The sequence below is a fragment of the Pseudooceanicola marinus genome (genome assembly GCF_020177265.1).
GTDB lineage: Bacteria > Pseudomonadota > Alphaproteobacteria > Rhodobacterales > Rhodobacteraceae > Pseudooceanicola > Pseudooceanicola marinus_A.
Genome location: NZ_JAIVMC010000001.1, coordinates 423,143 through 435,032 on the forward strand (window position 1 = coordinate 423,143; position 11,890 = coordinate 435,032).

Consider the following 11,890-nt stretch of genomic DNA (forward strand, 5'->3'; position numbering starts at 1 on the left):
CGGGGCAAGCCGCCCCCGGCGTCAGGCCTCTGCCGCCTCCAGTTTTTCCAGCGCGCTGATCCAGAGGGTTTCCGCCTTGTCCATGGCCTCGCGCACCTCGGCGTACTTCTTGTTCCAGACCTCCAGCTCGCCGGCCTTGCCGTCCTCGTAAAGCGCGGGATCCGACAGCTTCTTCGACAGCTTGTCGGCCATCTCCTCCAGCTTCTTCACCCGATCCTCGCACTTGCGCGCCTCGGACCGCAGGGCCAGCACCTGATCGCGCGACGGGCGCTTCGGCTTGGGCTTCGCCGCCTCCTTCTTTTCCTTCTCCGCAGGTTTGTTGCCCTGCAGCAGAAGCTGGCGGTAGCTTTCCAGATCACCTTCATAAGGCGCCACGCGGCCGTCCTTCACCAGCCACAGCCGGTCGGCCACCAGCGACAACAGGTGCATGTCGTGGCTGACCAGGATCACGGCGCCGGTGTAATCGGTCAGCGCCTCCACCAGGGCCTCGCGGCTTTCGATATCCAGGTGGTTGGTAGGTTCATCGAGGATCAGCATATGCGGCGCGTCCAGCGTCGCCAGCAGCAGCGACAGCCGCGCCTTCTGCCCGCCCGACAGCTTGCCGACCAGCGTTTCCGCCTGTTCCGCCCCCACGCCGAAGCCCGCCAGCCGCGCGCGCAGCTGTGCCGGCGCCTCGTTCGGGCGCTCGCGCCGGACGTGGTCGATGGGGGTCTCGTCCAGGTGCAGCTCCTCGACCTGGTGCTGAGCGAAGAACCCGATCCGCAGTTTCGAGCTTTTGACGATATCGCCGCCCATGGCCTCCAGCCGGCCCGACAGCAGCTTCGACAGGGTCGACTTGCCCTCGCCGTTGCGGCCCAGCAGGGCGATCCGATCGTCCTGGTCGATCCGCAGATCCAGGTTCCGCAGAACCGCCTTGCCGTCGTAGCCGACCGAGACCCCCTCGGTCTTCAGGATCGGCGGCGACAGCTCTTCGGGCTGGGGGAAGCTGAACCGACGCATCGCCGCTTCCTGCGGGCGGGTGATCGGCGTCATCTTCTCCAGCGCCTTGACGCGGGACTGGGCCTGCTTGGCCTTGGACGCCTTGGCCTTGAACCGGTCGACGAAGCTTTGCAGGTGCGCGCGACGCGCCTCCTGCTTGCTGGCCTCGGCCTCGGCCACGGCGATCTTGGCGGCGCGGGTCTTGGCAAAGGTGTCATAGCCGCCGGTGTAAAGGGTCAGCTTCTTGTCTTCCAGGTGCAGGATATGGCCCACGGCGCGGTTCAGCAGGCCGCGGTCGTGGGAAATGACCAGCACCGTGTGAGGATAGCTGGCCAGGTAGCTTTCCAGCCAGAGCGCGCCTTCGAGATCGAGGTAGTTCGTCGGTTCGTCCAGAAGCAGCACGTCAGGCTGGGCAAAGAGCACGCCCGCCAGCGCTACGCGCATCCGCCAGCCACCCGAGAAGGCGGAGCAGGGCATCTGCTGTTCCGCGTCGTTGAACCCCAGCCCCTTCAGGATGCTGGCCGCGCGGCCCTCGGCGGACCAGGCGTCGATATCGGCCAGCCGGGTCTGGATGTCGGCGATGCGCGTGCTGTCGGTGGCGGTTTCCGCCTCGGCCATCAGCGCGGCGCGTTCCGTGTCGGAGGCCAGCACCGTGTCGATCAGGCTCACCTCGTTGCCGGGCACCTCCTGGGCGACACCGCCGATGCGGGCGCGGGCGGGCAGGGTGATCTCGCCCCCGTCCAGGGTAAGCTCGCCCCGGATCAGACGGAACAGCGTGGTCTTGCCGGTGCCGTTGCGGCCGACGATGCCCACCTTGTGGCCTTCGGGAATGGTGGCGGAGGCCTCTTCGAGAAGGGGACGGCCGGCGACGGAATAGGAAATGGAGGAGATACGCAGCATGGACGCTCTGTGACACCCGGCGCGAGGGGCGTCAATCGGCTGCGCGCAGGGCAGCCGCGAAGAACCATGCTTTCGCGACGGCGCCTGCGGTTTGGCCCGCCATCCGGCGTGGGCAGACAGGACAGGGGGCCCGTCGCCCGTTCCGGGCGATGCCTCCTGCGGGAGTATTTTCGGCCTGCGTATAAGGTGGAAGAGGGCCTTGGCGCAAAGCAGGCCCAAGGCACGCGCCTTCCTCCCATACCTTGGCCCGAAATACTCCGGGGGGGCTCCGCTTGCGGAGCCGGGGGCAGCGCCCCCCTGCCACGGAGGCCGCCGCGCCCACATACACGCTTTTCAAAGCGGCATCCTCATGCTACCCGGACCCGGATTTTACCGGCGGGGCGCAAGGGCGCCTTGCCCGACTGACAAGAGGACAGTGACATGGCCATCGAACGCACCCTTTCGATCATCAAGCCCGACGCCACCCGCCGCAACCTGACCGGCAAGATCAACGCCAAGTTCGAAGATGCCGGCCTGCGCATCATCGCGCAGAAGCGCATCCAGCTGACCGAAGCCCAGGCTGGCAAGTTCTACGAAGTGCACAAGGAACGCCCCTTCTACGGCGAACTGTGCGAGTTCATGGCCTCCGCCCCGGTCGTCGTGCAGGTCCTGGAAGGCGAGAACGCCATTGCCAAGAACCGCGAAGTGATGGGCGCCACCAACCCCGCCGACGCGGCACCGGGCACCGTCCGCGCCGAGTTCGCCGAGTCCGTCGGTGAGAACTCCGTGCACGGCTCCGACGCGCCGGAAACCGCGGCAGAGGAAATCGCCTTCTACTTCTCCGGCCTCGAACTGGTCGGCTGAACGACGCGATCTGATCGCCAGACATGAGAAAGCCCCGGCGCATCGCTGCGCCGGGGCTTTTTCTTTGCCGCGGCCGGTTAGGTCCGCGCGCCGAAGTCAAACCCCTTCAAGGTGACGGCGGATCAGGGCCACGTTACGCAGGTTGCCCTTCCAGCCGACGTCGAAAAGATCACCGACGAGGGGGATGGAGCCCACGATCCAGTCGATCCCGGCATTCCCCACCATTTGCGCCACGCTGTGGCGGGGCAGCCCCAGGCGATGGCCTTCCATGATGATCCAGGCAGCCGGGGCAAGGGTCGCCGTATCACCGATACCGGGCAGCAAACCCACAATGGAATCCCAGCCGAAGCGGATGTTCGTGCCGGGCAGGCGAAAGGCGCGGTCCATCCGGTCGGCCAGCCGTTCGAGACGGCGCAGCCGGGCCAGGGCCTCGGCCCGGCTCGGCCCCTCCATAATCTGTGCGGCGGTCGCTGTCATGTCAGTCCCGCAGGATGACGTAGAGCGCGTGGATGATGCCGGGGATCCAGCCCAGCAGGGTCAGGATGATGCTGAACCAGAAATGCTTGCCCAGGCCCACCTGGAAGAAGACGCCAAGCGGCGGCAGGATGAAGGCCAGGATGACGCGGATGATATCGCCACCCACACTGTCGGTACGTTCCATGGTCATGATCTTGGTCTCCCGAATGCGGTGTTTCGTTCGTTGGGAAGACAACGCGAAACCCTGTCGGGAGTTCCGTTCTGCATCGGACGCGGGCCTGAGCGGCCGCATCCTGCCCCTCAGCGGTCGAGGCCGATCTCGCTCATGAACCGGCGCAGACCCAGGGGCAGGCCCTGGGCGCCTTCGCCCTCCGCCGGGTCCTCCAGCCGGGCGCGCACCGCCTCGTACCGGGCGCGCAGGGCGTCCTTCTCGGCGCCGCGCGCGTCCTGCCAGGGGCGTCCCTGCAGCCCCATGACCAGCGACAGGTAGGCGGCGAAATGCGCCGTCATTCCGGCGCGGAGGGCCGCGAGGTAGGCCGCATCGGCCCCCGCCTCGCGCAGCGCCTCGGCCGAGGTAATCCCGGCCCGGCCGAAGGCGGTTTCCATGGCCGAGCCAAGGTTGCGGATGCTGCGAATGGGCGTGCTCATGGGGCGATGCTGCGCGCCGGGTGGGGCGTGGTCAAGCTCTCACTCCCCGCCGGATCTCGAAGAGATGGCCGTCAGCCTCCTCGCGCGCCTCCAGTAGGTCATGGCCGGCCTCGCGACAGAAATGCGGCATGTCGATCTGCGCCATGGGATCGTCGGCCCGAAGCCGCAGGACCGCCCCGGGCGCCATGGCCCGCAGCGCCTTCTGCGCCCGAAGGACTGGCAGGGGGCAGCGCAGCCCCCGTGCATCTATCTCGACGATCTCGCTCATCCCGCCTGCCTAGGCCGCCCCGGTCCGCCTGTCCAGTTCTCGACTGCAGGCGACGGGGGCGGAGCGCCCGTGTCAAGCTCACACGCCCCTGTGACAGGATGGCAGGTGACGGCCCCCGCCGAAGACGCTAGGCAGGTCCCATGTTCGGAATCGAGATCATGGACGCCGCGCTTTTGCCGGCGATGCTGGTGGCGGCAGTAGCGGGGATCATTTCCTTCCTCAGCCCCTGCGTCCTGCCCATCGTGCCGCCCTACCTGGCCTATATGTCGGGGGTATCCCTGGGCGAGTTGGGCCAGCGGGGGTCCCGGGCGCGGGCGCTTCTGCCGGCGCTCTTCTTCGTGCTGGGCCTGTCGACGGTCTTTCTGTTCCTCGGCTTCGCGGCCTCGGCCATCGGCACCGTCTTCCTGCGCTACCAGGAATGGTTCAACGTGGTCGCGGGTATCGTGGTGATGATCTTCGGGGCGCATTTCGTCGGCGTCTATCGCATCGGTTTCCTGGATCGAGAGGCGCGGCTGGACGCGGGCGACCAGGGCGGATCGGCCTTCGGCGCCTATGTGCTGGGCCTCGCCTTCGCCTTTGGCTGGACGCCCTGTATCGGGCCGCAACTGGGCGCGATCCTCAGCCTGGCCGCGCAGGAGGCCTCGCTGGCCCGGGGCACGGCGCTGCTGGCGGTCTACGCGGCGGGCCTCGGCATTCCCTTCCTGCTGGTGGCGGCCTTCCTGCCGCGGCTGACCGGCCTCATGGGCTGGATGAAACGCCACATGGAACAGATCGAGCGGGTCATGGGCCTGCTGCTGTGGACCATCGGGCTGATGATGCTGACGGGCGGCTTCTCCCGTTTCTCCTACTGGCTGCTGGAAACCTTTCCTGCCCTCGCGCTGCTCGGTTAACGCCTTACACCGGCCCGATTCCTTCGCTATCGTGACGCCCGGAGAGGCGACATGAGCAGCAACACCGAAACCGTGCCCACGACCGGCGCCGTGCCCCTGGGCCAGGTGCGCCGGCGTCATGTCTTCTACATCCCCGGCTATGACCCGATCCACCCGCGCCGCTACCGCGAACTCTACCGCAAGGAAGGGGCCGACCAGGCGCGCATCTCGGGCTACGAGATCGACCTGCGCGCCCGCACCGCCGGCGACGGCCCCTATGGCTGGGAAGTGACGGGTCGGATGGAGGGGGCCGAGGTCGAGGCGCGGATCGACGTGCTGATCTGGTCCGACATCGTGCGCGACTCCATGGGTCACGGGATCGCCGCCACCTACCTGCAGCTTCTGCGCACGGCCTGGGCCTATATCTCCACCGGAGCGCTGTTCCGGCTGATGCGGCTGCGCAAGGGGCCGGTGATCGCCGCGCTTTACCCGGTGGGGTTCCTGCTGCTGCAACTTGTGCTGGCCCTGGGCGTCGGCTGGGGCCTGGGCGCTCTGGTCAGCGAGGCCGCGCGGGCTCTCGGAGCAGGGGGCGTGGCCCCGGTGGCCGGGATCGTTGCGGGCGTCGCGCTGGCCGCCGCGATCCTGCGCTGGTTCAAGCGCAAGGATGGCAAGTTCTTTGCCTATTACCTGATGCACGACTACGCCTTCTCGGCCCGCTACCGCGGCGCCAACCCGCCCGCGCTGGAGGCGCGCATGGCCAACTTTCGCGCCCAGATCGCCGCGGCTCTGCAGGGCGAAGTCGACGAGGTGCTGGTGGTCGGCCACAGTTCCGGCGCGCATCTGGCGGTATCGATCCTGTCGGACCTGGTCCGGGCGGGCGAACGGCCCGAAGAGGGGCCGGCGCTGTCCTTCCTGTCCCTGGGACAGGTCGTGCCCATGGTCAGCTTCCTGCCGCGCGCGGTACGCCTGCGCGCCGACCTGGCCTTTCTCTCGGCCCGCGACGATCTGTTCTGGCTCGACGTGACTGCGCCGGGGGACGGCTGCGCCTTCGCGCTCTGTGATCCGGTGGCGGTCTCCGGCGTCTCGACACCGGACCAGCGCGGGCCGCTGGTGATCTCCGCCGCCTTCACCCAGACGCTCAGCCCCGAACGCTGGCAACAGCTGAAACGCCGCTTCTTCCGGCTGCACTTCCAGTACCTCTGCGCCTTCGACCGGCCCGGCGACTACGATTACTTCCGCATCACCGCCGGGCCGCGGACGCTGGCCGGCCGCTTCGCCGGGCGGGCGCCGTCGAAAAGCCGGATCACCCGGCCCGTGAACCGCTTCCGGAGCCTGTCATGAGACCGCCGAAGCCCCCGTCGCGCCCGCATCGCGTCTCGCTCTGGCGTTATGCGAAGCTCTTTCGCGCCGACATCCTCTCGGCGCAGCCCGCGCGCCTCTACCGTGCCTGGATGGCCGAGTTCCGCACGCCCTTCTTCCGCTCCTTCCTGGCGAACCAGCCGGAGTTGGTGAAGACGGTGCTGAAGGACCGCCCCCGCGATTTTCCCAAGTCGAACCGCGTGGGCGAGGGGCTGCGCCCGGTGCTGGGCAACTCGGTCTTCCTGACCAACGGCGCGACCTGGGAACGTCAGCGCCGGATCATCGACCCGGCCTTCGAAGGAGGCCGGCTGCGCGATACCTTTCCGGCGATGCAGGCCGCCGCCCTGGCCTGCGCCGACCGGCTGGCGGCGCAGGCGGGGCAGGAGGTGGAAATCGAGGAGGAGGCCAGCCACGCTGCCGCCGACGTGATCTTCCGCACGCTCTTCTCCATCCCGATCGAGCATGAGGTCGCGGCCCGCGTCTTCCGTCGCTTCCGCGACTACCAGCGCGCCCAGCCGATCCTCAACCTGGCCGCTTTCGTGCCCCTGCCGCGCTGGATGCCGCGGTTCATCCCGCGCGAGGCCAAACGCGCAGGCGCCGAGATCCGCGCCCTGATCCGCGGGCTTTGCGAGGCCCGGCTGCAGGAGATCGCCGTCGGCACCGCCCCCGACGATCTGGCCACCAAGATCATGACCACGCCGGATCCGGAAACGGGGGAGATCTTCACCACCGAGGAGATGGTGGACCAGGTGGCGATCTTCTTTCTAGCGGGGCACGAAACCTCGGCCTCGGCGCTCGGCTGGACGCTCTACCTCCTGGCGCTGTTCCCTGACTGGCAAGATCGGGTGGCGGAGGAGGTCGGACAGGCGGGGGATCTGGAGTTTCCGGAAATGGCGAAGTTGCGCCTGACTCGCGACGTCTTCCGCGAGGCGCTGCGCCTCTATCCGCCGGTGCCGATGATGGTGCGCGAGGCCGCCTGTCCCGAACATTTCCGCGACCGCGACGTGCCGAAGGGCAGCCAGATCGTCCTCAGCCCCTGGCACCTGCACCGTCACGAACGCCTGTGGGAGAAACCGGACGATTTCGACCCGGCCCGCTGGCAGACGGAGAATGGGCGCAGCTGCCTGCGCGAGGCCTTCATCCCCTTCAGCGCGGGCGCCCGGGTCTGCACGGGCGCGGGGTTCGCCATGTTGGAAGGGCCGTTGCTGATGGCCGAGATCCTGCGCCGGGTCCGCGTCGCCCCTGTTGCGCGACGACCGCCGGAGCCGGTGGCGCATCTGACGGTGCGCAGCCGCACGGGGATCTGGTTGCAGTTGGACCGCAGGTAGGGGGCTGCCGCCCCCGCCCGCCTGCGGCGGACTCCCCCGCGAGTATTTTTGCCGAAGTGAAGATAGGGGAACTAGACCCTAGTTCGGTGCCTGGAAGGCGTCTGACTTTTCTCATAGGATGGTCGCAACGGCTCTTCATCCGAAGCAGGCCACCAAAAGGGCGCCCTCCCTCCTGTCTTCACTTCGTCCGAAATACTCCGGGGGGAGCCGCAGGCGGGGGACAGAGCCCCCCCCTCCGCCCTCAGCCTCTCATGCGCTGTGCCTCCGGGTCGAAGTCGGTCTGGCCAATCGCCGTCGCGCGGCACATTTTCCCCAGGATCTCGATCTCGACCTCCGTCCCCGGCACCGCCTGCGCCGTGGGTAGGAAGCCGAGCGCGATCGAGCGGCCCAGGTGGTGCGAGTAGCCGCCCGAAGTGCAATAGCCCACGACCTCGCCGCTCAGCCAGATCGGCTCATAGCCATGCACATCGCAATCCTCGGCCTCGACGACGAAGCCGATCAACCGGCGCGCGGGCCCCGTCGCGCGTTCGGCCTCCGCCGCGGCACGTCCGATAAAGTCGGCCGCCTTCGACCAGGCGATGAAACGGTCCAGGCCAGTTTCGGCGGGTGTGTAGTCGGGCGAAAATTCCCGCAGCCAGGAGCCGAAGAGCCGGTCAAGGCGCAGCGACATCATCGCCCGCATCCCGAAGGGCCGCATGCCCAGAGGTTCGCCGGCCGCCCAGAGCGCCGACCAGAGCGCGCGCTGCGCCATGGGATCGCAGTAGATCTCGTACCCCAGATCGCCGGTGTAGCTGACCCGCTGCACCATGCAATCGGCCATGCCCACGGTCAGCCGACGGACGTCGAGGAAGGCCATGTCCGAGATGTCCGTGCGGGTGCAGGCCTGCAGCACCTCCCGCGCCTTCGGCCCCGCCACCTGGAACCCGGTGGAGCGGTCCGAGATGTTCTCGACCGTGACCCCGTCATCCAGGTTCTGGGTGAACCAGCGCAGGTGATAGGCCTGCGCCCCGTAGGAGGCTGTCAGGCGGAACTCCGTCTCGCCGAGGCAGGCGATGGTGAAATCACCGATGATCTTGCCCGAGGGGGACAGCATGGGCGACAGGGAGATGCGGCCCGGTGCGGGGATCCGACCCGCCATGATGCGATCCAGCCAGGCGCGGGCGCCCGGCCCGGTCACCGCGTATTTGCCGAAGTTCTGCACCTCGTTGATGCCGCAGGCCTCGCGCACCGCCTTCACCTCCCGCGCCGCTGCCGGGAAGGCGTCGGAGCGGCGGGTCGAGGGCGTCTCATAGCGCGGCTCGCCCGGTTCGGCGAAGTAGTTGACGACCTCCAGCCCGTACTGCTGGCCCCAGACGGCGCCCATGGCGTCGAAGGTGTCGTACATCGGCGTGGTGCGGAAGGGGCGCGCCGCGGGCAGTTCCTCATTCGGGTAGGAGACCGAGAAGCGGGTGCGGTAGTTCTCCATCACCTTGGGCAGGGTATAACCGGGAGTTGTCCAGGTGCCGAAGCGGGCCACGTCCATGGCCATGGTATCGCGTTCGCATTCCCCTTCGATCATCCACTGCGCCAGCATCAGGCCCACGCCACCGCCCTGGCTGAAGCCCGCCATGACCGCGCAGGCGGACCAGTAGTTGCGCAGCCCCGGCACCGGACCCACCAGCGGGTTGCCGTCGGGGGCGAAGGTGAAGGGACCGTGGATCACCGTCTTCAGCCCGGCGGTCTGCAGAACCGGGAAGCGGTTGTAGGCGAAGGTGATGCTGTCGCCGATCTTGTCCAGGTCGTCGGGGAGCAGTTCGTGGCCGAAATCCCAGCGGGTGCCGTCGATCGCCCAGGCACGCGGTTTCTTCTCATAGAAACCGATGCAGAGGCCGCGCCCTTCCTGGCGCAGGTAGCTTTCGCCTGCCGGGTCGACGACATGCGGGTGCTCGCTGTCACGCTCATAGATCTCGGGGATGTCGTCGGTGACGATATAGTGGTGTTCCATCGGCATGAGCGGCAGGTAGACGCCCGCCATGGCCGCCACCTCCCGCGCCCAGAGCCCGCCGGCGTTGACCACGTGTTCGGCATGCACCGTACCCTTGTCCGTCACCACGTCCCAGGTGCCATCGGGGCGCGGGTTCGTCTCGATCACCTTGGTATGGGTGTGGATCGTGGCCCCGCCCAGGCGCGCGGCCTTGGCATAGGCGTGGGTGGTGCCCGAAGGATCGAGGTGCCCGTCCAGCGGATCCCACAGCGCGCCGATCACCCCGTCGATATTGGTGACCGGGCAGCGTTCCTTGATCTCCGCCGGTGTCAGGATCTCCGTGTGCAGGCCCATGTGCCGGTGCTTGGCCCGTTCCGCAAGCATCATGTCGAACCGGTCCTGGGTGTCGGCCAGGGTCAGCCCGCCGGTCTGGTGCAGCCCGCAGGAGAGGCCCGTGATCTCCTCCAGCTCCTTGTAGAGGCCGATGGTGTAGCCCTGCAGCGCCGCCATGTTGGTGTCGCCGTTCAGCGTATGGAACCCGCCCGCCGCGTGCCAGGAGGAGCCCGAGGTCAGCTCGGACCGTTCCAGCAGCATGACGTCGGACCAGCCAAGCTTGGTCAGGTGGTAGAGGACGGAGCAGCCGACGACGCCGCCCCCGATGACCGCGACTCGCGTGGTGGTTTGCATGGAGGCCTCCTGTGGTTGCCCGATGCTGGCGGCGGAGCCGCGCGTGCGGCTTGCCGGAAACCGACGCCGCATGTCGCAAATGGGCAAGGGCAGGGTGCCTGCCGTTGAAACCAAGGCAGCCAAGAGGTCCCGTGCCGGACAATTGCGCAAAGCTGCCTGGGGCAGCGGCACCGGGGGCGGGCCTTACTCTTGGCTGCGCCTGCGACGGCTGACGCTTTTCCCGCTGCGGGGCCGCGCTAGATCAGGTTCAAAGGAGACCCGTTCATGTTGCCCTCGCTGTTGCGCAAACTGCACGAATTCTCGCGCCGGCTGGTGGTGCGCGTGGTTCTGATCGCCTTGCTGGCCTTCCTGGCCCTGGGCCTGGCCAAGCTGGGCGCCCGGCTGATCCCCGACGGGATCGACCCTTTCGTGGGCGGCGACGCGGTGGACAATATCCTGTCGGTGATCGCCAATTCGATGCTGACGGTCACCACCTTCTCTCTGACTGTGATGGCGGCGGCGCATCGCATGGTCTCGACCAGCTGGACACCGCGCGCCCACCAGATGCTGCTGCAGGACACCACGACGCATACGGTGCTGGCGACCTTCGTCGGCGCCTACCTCTATGCGCTGTCGGCAATCATCCTGCGCGATCTCGACATCTTCGCCGGGCCGGGGCTGGTGGTTCTCTTCGGGATGACCCTGCTGGTGGTCGGGCTGATCGTCGTGGCGATCATCCGCTGGATCTCCCACCTGGAAATGCTGGGCAGCCTGATCAACACCGCCCAGCGAATCGAGGACAGCACCCTGGCCGCATTGCAACTTCGCGCCGAGGCGCCCTGCCTGGGCGCCCATCCACTGGATCCCGACGCCGTGCCCGAGAGCACCGTCCCCCTGCGCGCGCCGGAAAGCGGCTACGTCCAGACGATCTACCAGGACCGGCTTCAGGCGGCGGCGGAAGAGGCCGGGGGGCATATCTGGCTGATGCACCCCGTGGGCAGCCACATCCACCGCGGCGACGTGCTGGCCCGCTACGACGGCGATGCCGAGGCGCTGGAACAGGCGATCACGACCAACGTGGTCATCGGGTCGCTGCGCAACTTCGACCAGGATCCCGGTTTCGGCCTGACGTGCCTCAGCGAAATCGGTGTGCGGGCGCTGTCCCCAGGGGTCAACGACCCGGGCACCGCGCTGGACATGCTGCACCGGATCGCGCGGGTCCTGCTGGCGGTCGACGGCCCCTTCACCGCCCCCGAGGAGGCGCGCCATGACCGGCTGTGGCTGCCGCCCCTCGATACCGCCGGGATGACGCGCGAAACCCTGGCACCAATCCTGTCGGACGGCGCCGACCGACGAGAGCTGACGCAGCCCATCAAGAAGGCGCTGATCGCCCTCGCACGTCATGAGGATCCGGGCATCGCCCGCGCCGCCCGCGACCTCCAGCCCGATCAAGACAGCTGACAGCCCACACCGGCCACAGGCCGGGGCGCCAAAGCCCCTGTCTTCACGTCGTCGAAAATACTCCGGGGGAGCCGCCCGCAGGGCGGCGGGGGCAGAGCCCCCTTTCCCGTCATTTCGCCGCCGTCCGGCG

11 protein-coding genes are annotated in these 11,890 nt (G+C 68.0%); 5 read left to right on the forward strand and 6 right to left on the reverse strand.

The features are described from left to right. Positions 1–21: 21 nt before the first annotated feature. The gene (locus LC066_RS02005) at positions 22–1,878 is read right to left on the reverse strand and encodes an ABC-F family ATP-binding cassette domain-containing protein (RefSeq protein WP_224896322.1); all 1,857 of its coding nucleotides are present in this window, start codon (positions 1,876–1,878) and stop codon (positions 22–24) included. A gap of 420 nt (positions 1,879–2,298) precedes the next feature. Between LC066_RS02005 and ndk the strand changes: the two genes are divergently transcribed. Beyond that, the gene (gene ndk / locus LC066_RS02010; protein WP_085886734.1) at positions 2,299–2,721 is read left to right on the forward strand and encodes a nucleoside-diphosphate kinase; all 423 of its coding nucleotides are present in this window, start codon (positions 2,299–2,301) and stop codon (positions 2,719–2,721) included. Between the two features lie 96 nt (positions 2,722–2,817). Here ndk and LC066_RS02015 read toward each other — a convergent pair whose 3' ends face one another. The 4 genes from LC066_RS02015 to LC066_RS02030 all read right to left on the reverse strand — a co-directional run bounded on the left by LC066_RS02015 (position 2,818) and on the right by LC066_RS02030 (position 4,114). Next, positions 2,818–3,198, reverse strand: a complete 381-nt coding sequence (locus LC066_RS02015; protein ID WP_224896323.1) for a DUF4112 domain-containing protein — start codon at positions 3,196–3,198, stop codon at positions 2,818–2,820. A gap of 1 nt (position 3,199) precedes the next feature. Beyond that, positions 3,200–3,388: a YqaE/Pmp3 family membrane protein gene (locus tag LC066_RS02020; RefSeq protein WP_224896324.1), complete on the reverse strand. Its 189-nt coding sequence runs from the start codon at positions 3,386–3,388 to the stop codon at positions 3,200–3,202. A 110-nt stretch (positions 3,389–3,498) separates the two neighbouring features. After that, positions 3,499–3,846 (reverse strand): TfoX/Sxy family DNA transformation protein, encoded by a 348-nt coding sequence (locus tag LC066_RS02025; protein WP_224896325.1) that lies wholly within the window; start codon positions 3,844–3,846, stop codon positions 3,499–3,501. Positions 3,847–3,877: 31 nt separating this feature from the next. Beyond that, on the reverse strand, positions 3,878–4,114 hold the full coding sequence (locus LC066_RS02030) for a sulfurtransferase TusA family protein (RefSeq protein ID WP_224896326.1): 237 nt from the start codon (positions 4,112–4,114) through the stop codon (positions 3,878–3,880). Between the two features lie 140 nt (positions 4,115–4,254). On the opposite strand from LC066_RS02030, the gene LC066_RS02035 reads away from it, so the two are divergent. The 3 genes from LC066_RS02035 to LC066_RS02045 are packed head-to-tail and all read left to right on the forward strand — an operon-like array spanning position 4,255 to position 7,670. Then, entirely contained in the window at positions 4,255–5,004 is a 750-nt protein-coding gene (locus LC066_RS02035) for a cytochrome c biogenesis CcdA family protein (protein WP_222474425.1), read from the forward strand. 51 nt (positions 5,005–5,055) lie between these two features. Further along, on the forward strand, positions 5,056–6,324 hold the full coding sequence (locus LC066_RS02040; RefSeq protein ID WP_224896327.1) for a hypothetical protein: 1,269 nt from the start codon (positions 5,056–5,058) through the stop codon (positions 6,322–6,324). Next, on the forward strand, positions 6,321–7,670 hold the full coding sequence (locus tag LC066_RS02045; RefSeq protein WP_224896328.1) for a cytochrome P450: 1,350 nt from the start codon (positions 6,321–6,323) through the stop codon (positions 7,668–7,670). The genes LC066_RS02040 and LC066_RS02045 overlap by 4 nt, the downstream gene beginning before the upstream one ends. Before the next feature lie 241 nt (positions 7,671–7,911). Here the strand turns inward: LC066_RS02045 and LC066_RS02050 are convergent, their stop codons facing one another. Then, positions 7,912–10,320 carry a GcvT family protein gene (locus LC066_RS02050; protein ID WP_224896329.1) on the reverse strand — a complete coding sequence of 803 codons (2,409 nt, stop codon included), beginning with the start codon at positions 10,318–10,320 and terminating at the stop codon, positions 7,912–7,914. Between the two features lie 264 nt (positions 10,321–10,584). Here LC066_RS02050 and LC066_RS02055 point away from each other — a divergent pair, with 264 nt between their 5' ends. Then, on the forward strand, positions 10,585–11,760 hold the full coding sequence (locus LC066_RS02055; protein ID WP_224896330.1) for a DUF2254 domain-containing protein: 1,176 nt from the start codon (positions 10,585–10,587) through the stop codon (positions 11,758–11,760). Positions 11,761–11,890 lie beyond the last annotated feature (130 nt).

Bases quoted from the DNA above. Each gene is read 5' to 3' on its own strand.
- LC066_RS02045 (WP_224896328.1), top strand. From the start codon at position 6,321: ATGAGACCGCCGAAGCCCCCGTCGCGCCCGCATCGCGTCTCGCTCTGG.
- LC066_RS02025 (WP_224896325.1), bottom strand. From the start codon at position 3,846: ATGAGCACGCCCATTCGCAGCATCCGCAACCTTGGCTCGGCCATGGAA.
- ndk (WP_085886734.1), top strand. From the start codon at position 2,299: ATGGCCATCGAACGCACCCTTTCGATCATCAAGCCCGACGCCACCCGC.
- LC066_RS02050 (WP_224896329.1), bottom strand. From the start codon at position 10,320: ATGCAAACCACCACGCGAGTCGCGGTCATCGGGGGCGGCGTCGTCGGC.
- LC066_RS02040 (WP_224896327.1), top strand. From the start codon at position 5,056: ATGAGCAGCAACACCGAAACCGTGCCCACGACCGGCGCCGTGCCCCTG.
- LC066_RS02030 (WP_224896326.1), bottom strand. From the start codon at position 4,114: ATGAGCGAGATCGTCGAGATAGATGCACGGGGGCTGCGCTGCCCCCTG.
- LC066_RS02020 (WP_224896324.1), bottom strand. From the start codon at position 3,388: ATGACCATGGAACGTACCGACAGTGTGGGTGGCGATATCATCCGCGTC.
- LC066_RS02005 (WP_224896322.1), bottom strand. From the start codon at position 1,878: ATGCTGCGTATCTCCTCCATTTCCTATTCCGTCGCCGGCCGTCCCCTT.
- LC066_RS02035 (WP_222474425.1), top strand. From the start codon at position 4,255: ATGTTCGGAATCGAGATCATGGACGCCGCGCTTTTGCCGGCGATGCTG.
- LC066_RS02055 (WP_224896330.1), top strand. From the start codon at position 10,585: ATGTTGCCCTCGCTGTTGCGCAAACTGCACGAATTCTCGCGCCGGCTG.
- LC066_RS02015 (WP_224896323.1), bottom strand. From the start codon at position 3,198: ATGACAGCGACCGCCGCACAGATTATGGAGGGGCCGAGCCGGGCCGAG.